This is a genomic window from Synechococcus sp. MU1655, assembly GCF_023630655.1.
In the GTDB taxonomy this organism is placed as follows: Bacteria; Cyanobacteriota; Cyanobacteriia; order PCC-6307; family Cyanobiaceae; genus Synechococcus_C.
In genome coordinates this window covers 1-4,210 of the sequence record NZ_JAKUHK010000183.1, presented here as the reverse complement: position 1 = coordinate 4,210, position 4,210 = coordinate 1, and the positions used below count along the sequence as shown (strand labels likewise).

The window sequence follows — 4,210 nt, the reverse complement described above, 5'->3', positions numbered from 1 at the left end:
ATCAACCAACTGCATCACAATCGATGGCCTGAGCAAGAGGTGGACTACATCGCTCTGGGGGATTGGCATGCCCTAACTCAACTCAACCCGCGCGCTTGGTATTGCGGCACCCCTGAACCCGATCGTTTCCCCACCAGTGATCAAGACCAACGCTCGCAAGCACTTCTGGTTGACCTCAAACGACACCACCCCCCGCAGGTCACACCAATTCCAATCGGTGCCATCTCCTGGCACAGGATCGAGTCCAAGGTGAGCAGTGGGGCTGATCTTCAACGCCTTAAAACAACGATCGAATCCTGCGTGGGGCGCAAGGTTGGGAAAGATTTATTGAGGATTGAGCTAAGCGGCCAACTGTCTTTTCAAGAGCATCAACAGTTGCAACAGCTGTTACAAGATTTAGAGCAACAACTGCTCCACCTCAGAATCCGCGGGATGCCCGATCGCAGGCCTGAGCCAGGAGAATTTCAAACGTTTCTGCAACGCGACGATGCGCCATTAATCCAGGGCATCACGAAAGATCTTGCATCTGAGCTGGAAGCCAACAGCACCTCCAACGCTGAAGACAAGGGATTGGATCGAGCCATGCTCGAACAAGCGATGCTTGAACTGCAAAGGATTGTGCTGGAAGAAGCGGAAGCGCAGGAGGCCTCATGCGGCTGATTCGCAGTGAATTCGCAAGCGTTCGCCGCCATCAAAACTTGGCTCTGGACTTTGCTCCAGGGTTAACGGTCATTGGCGGAGCCAATGAAAGTGGCAAAAGTTCCTTGGTCGAGGCTCTGCATCGAACGCTGTTTGTGCGTGCTGCCTCCAGCGGGACGGCAGTGCAGGATTTGCGGTCCCAGCTTCATGCCGGCCATCCCCAAATCAAGGTGGAATTTGAAACCAGCGACCAACACTGGACCCTTCTCAAACGCTTTAGCGGTCCCAGTGGCACCACCCAATTGGAAACCAAGGGACAGGTGGCCCTGATTGGATCAGCAGCTGAGGATCAATTAGCCCATCTGCTCGGCGTTGACGAGATCCTCAACAGCAGGCAGGTCAACAAGACATTGCCCAGCCGCTGGGCGCATCTTTGGGTGAAGCAGGGCGAATCAGGTCGCGACTTGCTGAGCCTCAGTCATGACCACTACGACCTCAATAATTTAATCGAATGCTTGGAACAACAGGCCGAGCAATCACTGCAGTCGCCACTGGATCAACGGGTTCACAGCCAACTCGAACGCCTGGTGTCTGAAAGCTTGAGTAGCCGAGGAGTGCGTCACCAAAGCGAACTTTGGAAGCGTCAAGAGGCTCTTCAAGCGGCCAAGGAGCGTCACACTGAAAGCCTTGAACAACTCCAGGACTTTGAGCTGTCCTGTGAGGAGCTTGATCGGGTTGAAGACAAGCTGCGCAACCTGGAACTCGAGCAATTACCTGAGCTCCGCCGACAGCGCCAACGCTTGCTTCAACTGCAGGAAGCACTTCAACAATTGAAGCCACTCACCCTGCAGCAACAACAACTCGAAAGAAGCTGCACCACTCTTCGCAAACTTTCGGCAGACAGTACGGCCTGTCAACTCAACCTGGCCAACCTGGGGCGTGAACTCCAAGCCTTGGAGACGACCTGCAACGCGGAAAGGAACCACATCAAAAAGGCACAGCAACGGAGCGAAGAACTCGAACAACAACGACAAAACCTGGAAGAGCAAGGCCTTTTGCTTCGACAACGAAAGGACCGCGATGAACTTCATCAACGCCTTGAGAGGCTGAATCGCCAACATGAGGAACGACAACGCTTAACCGCAGAACATCACAAACTCAATGTGGCGTTCAACAACATCGAAGGCGGTACGGCCCAAGACCTTCAGCAACTGAACAAAACGCGAGAAGAGCTTCAGGCCATAGCCATCCGCATCGAAAGCATGGCCACAAGCGTGTTGGTGGAATCTGCAGATCAAACGATTGCCATTGAGGGGGCACAGCTGAAGGAAGGTGAATCGTGTGAGCAAGCAGGTGTCTTCCGGATTGACGTGGGAGAGCAGGTCCGACTTCAGATCAGCCCTGGTGAAGGCACAGGACTTGCCCCACTCAAGGAGACACAAAAATCCCTTCAAATCGCGTTGAAAGCTGGATTAAAAAAGTGGAAAGCAAGCTCCCTTGAAGAAGCTCAACAACGCAATGAACAACGCAACCTTCTTCTCCAAGAACAAGCGTTGATCAAAGCCCAACTCACCCAACTCGCCCCTCCTGCAGAACAACAAGCACCCAACCTCGAAGATTTACGACTCCAGTTGGACGCACTCAATCAAGGCCTTCCCTCCAAAGATCTAAAAACAGATTCAGATCATGAGAAAGAACTGGATCAATGCCGAACTCACTACCGAAAGCTAAAAGACCAAAGCGATACTCATCAAAAACAAGTTCGCCTACTAGAGGCTCATCATGATGTTCAACAGAAACAATGGCAACAAAAGCTCCTTCAACAAGAGCGACTCAAAGCAGAGCAAAAGCAACGCATTGACCAACATCAATCACTTGAAAGAGAGGTGGGATCTCTGGAACAACTCACACAATCGATCGAAACATTGACATCTCAGCAACGAATATTGCAAGCCAACATTCAGGAACTTCGACAACCAATCCCATCCTCAAAAAACTCCGACCCAAAAGCAGAATTAGAGACGCTAGATCGCTTAGAGCATCAGCTCAGAGAACAGCGTCATGAGCTTGGGGTCCAGCGTGGTGCACTCTTAGAACGATGCGAATCTCTTGGGCAAAGCGATCTCCACTCAGCAGTGGCCGAAGCTTCAGCAAAGCTCGACTTAGCCACGCAAGCTGAACAACAAGAAGCACTCTTGATCAGTGCCCGTAGCCATCTACTACAACGCTTTCAAAAAGCCCGCAACGATCTCTCTCAGCGCTATTCCAATCCTTTGAAATCAAATATCAATCAGGTCCTGCAACCCTTACTGGAAAATCCAAATGAAGGCTGTTCCCTGAGTTATGACCCACAAGATGGTTTAAAAGATCTAAGTTTACATCGCGAGGGCACACTCTTTGCCTTTAACCAACTCAGCGGGGGGATGAAAGAACAATTGAATGCAGCCCTACGCATTGCCATCGCTGACACCCTCAAAGAACGTCATGGGGGCTGCCTTCCCCTGCTCTTCGACGACGCCTTCACCAACACTGACGCTCAGCGCCTGCAGGGAGTTCTAAAGATGCTGCAGGAAGCCGTTTCAAGAGGATTACAGATCGTTGTTCTGAGCTGTGATCCCGACCCCTACAAATCTATCGCCAACAAAGTAATCATGCTTGATTAAAGCGCATTTTCAATAACATTCATGGCGCGAAGGTAGGCAGGAGGATCATCATCAACCTCCATATCTTCAAAGCCTGAATCGCCCCGAATTAAGCGTCGTGCATTATCGGCAATCACTGCATTAACAATGAGATCCATCGCTTCAGGCAGATCCAGATTTTGCAGAGCTTCTGCGTAGCGTCGGCTGTGGGAGGGCCGAACAGATTCCTGGCAATAGGTAGACAATTGCCGGCTATCAGTCATGACTGAAAAAGCAACATCTTTAGTTGCTTGTCGACCATAAATAGCCATATAAAGCAAATTAATCATGGATGCATCATGAACAGGAATGGAATATTTGCGGGCAATTTGAGGCCAATAACGCAAGGCTTTCAATCCCTCTAAGCCACCCTTACGTAAACCAGCAGCTTCACACCACCCTTCCAGCTCCTCCATGCTCTCCGGACAGCGTTGCTCAAGACGCATGTGGTCTGAGAGCACCTGACCAACTTGAAAATTCCGCGTTGGCTTACCTGAAACGGGCATCATCATGCTGCCTCGAACATCAGCAACCATGGCGGTGAGCTGGGCAAAGGTATGGTCCCGAACCTTCTCCATATCCCCTTCTCGCACAAGGGCCGCTTCAATCCTCGGCACCCCATACCCCAATTCCGTGAGGGAAAAAGGCTGTCGGTTATAGAGCCGTTGACGATCGCGGCGCGCCATCGACACCGTGGCGGCTTGATCCAAGCATTGATCCAAGAGAAGCGTCAGCAAAGTAGGCAAAACGCCTGGATTCTGTTTGTGAAACGAATACCCAAAGCCTGCAAACACAGACGCCATGTTTTTAGCGGCCTTGATGTACTGGCCTTCCACGTTGTGAACACCTGGTGAAACCTGAATATTGGGTGAAAGGCGATCCAGCAAACG

General features: G+C 51.2%; 3 protein-coding genes. 2 read left to right on the top strand and 1 reads right to left on the bottom strand.

Going from position 1 to position 4,210, the window contains the following annotated elements; all coding sequences use genetic code 11:
- The coding region (locus NCN04_RS08735; RefSeq protein WP_502988773.1) for a metallophosphoesterase family protein at window positions 1–660 on the top strand (660 nt) is incomplete at its 5' end.
- A complete protein-coding gene (locus NCN04_RS08730) occupies window positions 651–3,302 on the top strand; it encodes an AAA family ATPase (RefSeq protein WP_250395829.1) in 2,652 nt (883 codons plus the stop codon). The genes NCN04_RS08735 and NCN04_RS08730, both read left to right, overlap by 10 nt.
- Here the strand turns inward: NCN04_RS08730 and NCN04_RS08725 are convergent.
- Window positions 3,299–4,210, bottom strand: a 912-nt coding sequence (locus tag NCN04_RS08725; RefSeq protein ID WP_502988772.1) for a DUF8648 domain-containing protein, incomplete at its 5' end; no start/stop codon positions are given. The genes NCN04_RS08730 and NCN04_RS08725 overlap by 4 nt on opposite strands.

Excerpts from the sequence above, each read along its gene's own strand:
- NCN04_RS08730 (WP_250395829.1), top strand. The coding sequence starts at position 651 with ATGCGGCTGATTCGCAGTGAATTCGCAAGCGTTCGCCGCCATCAAAAC.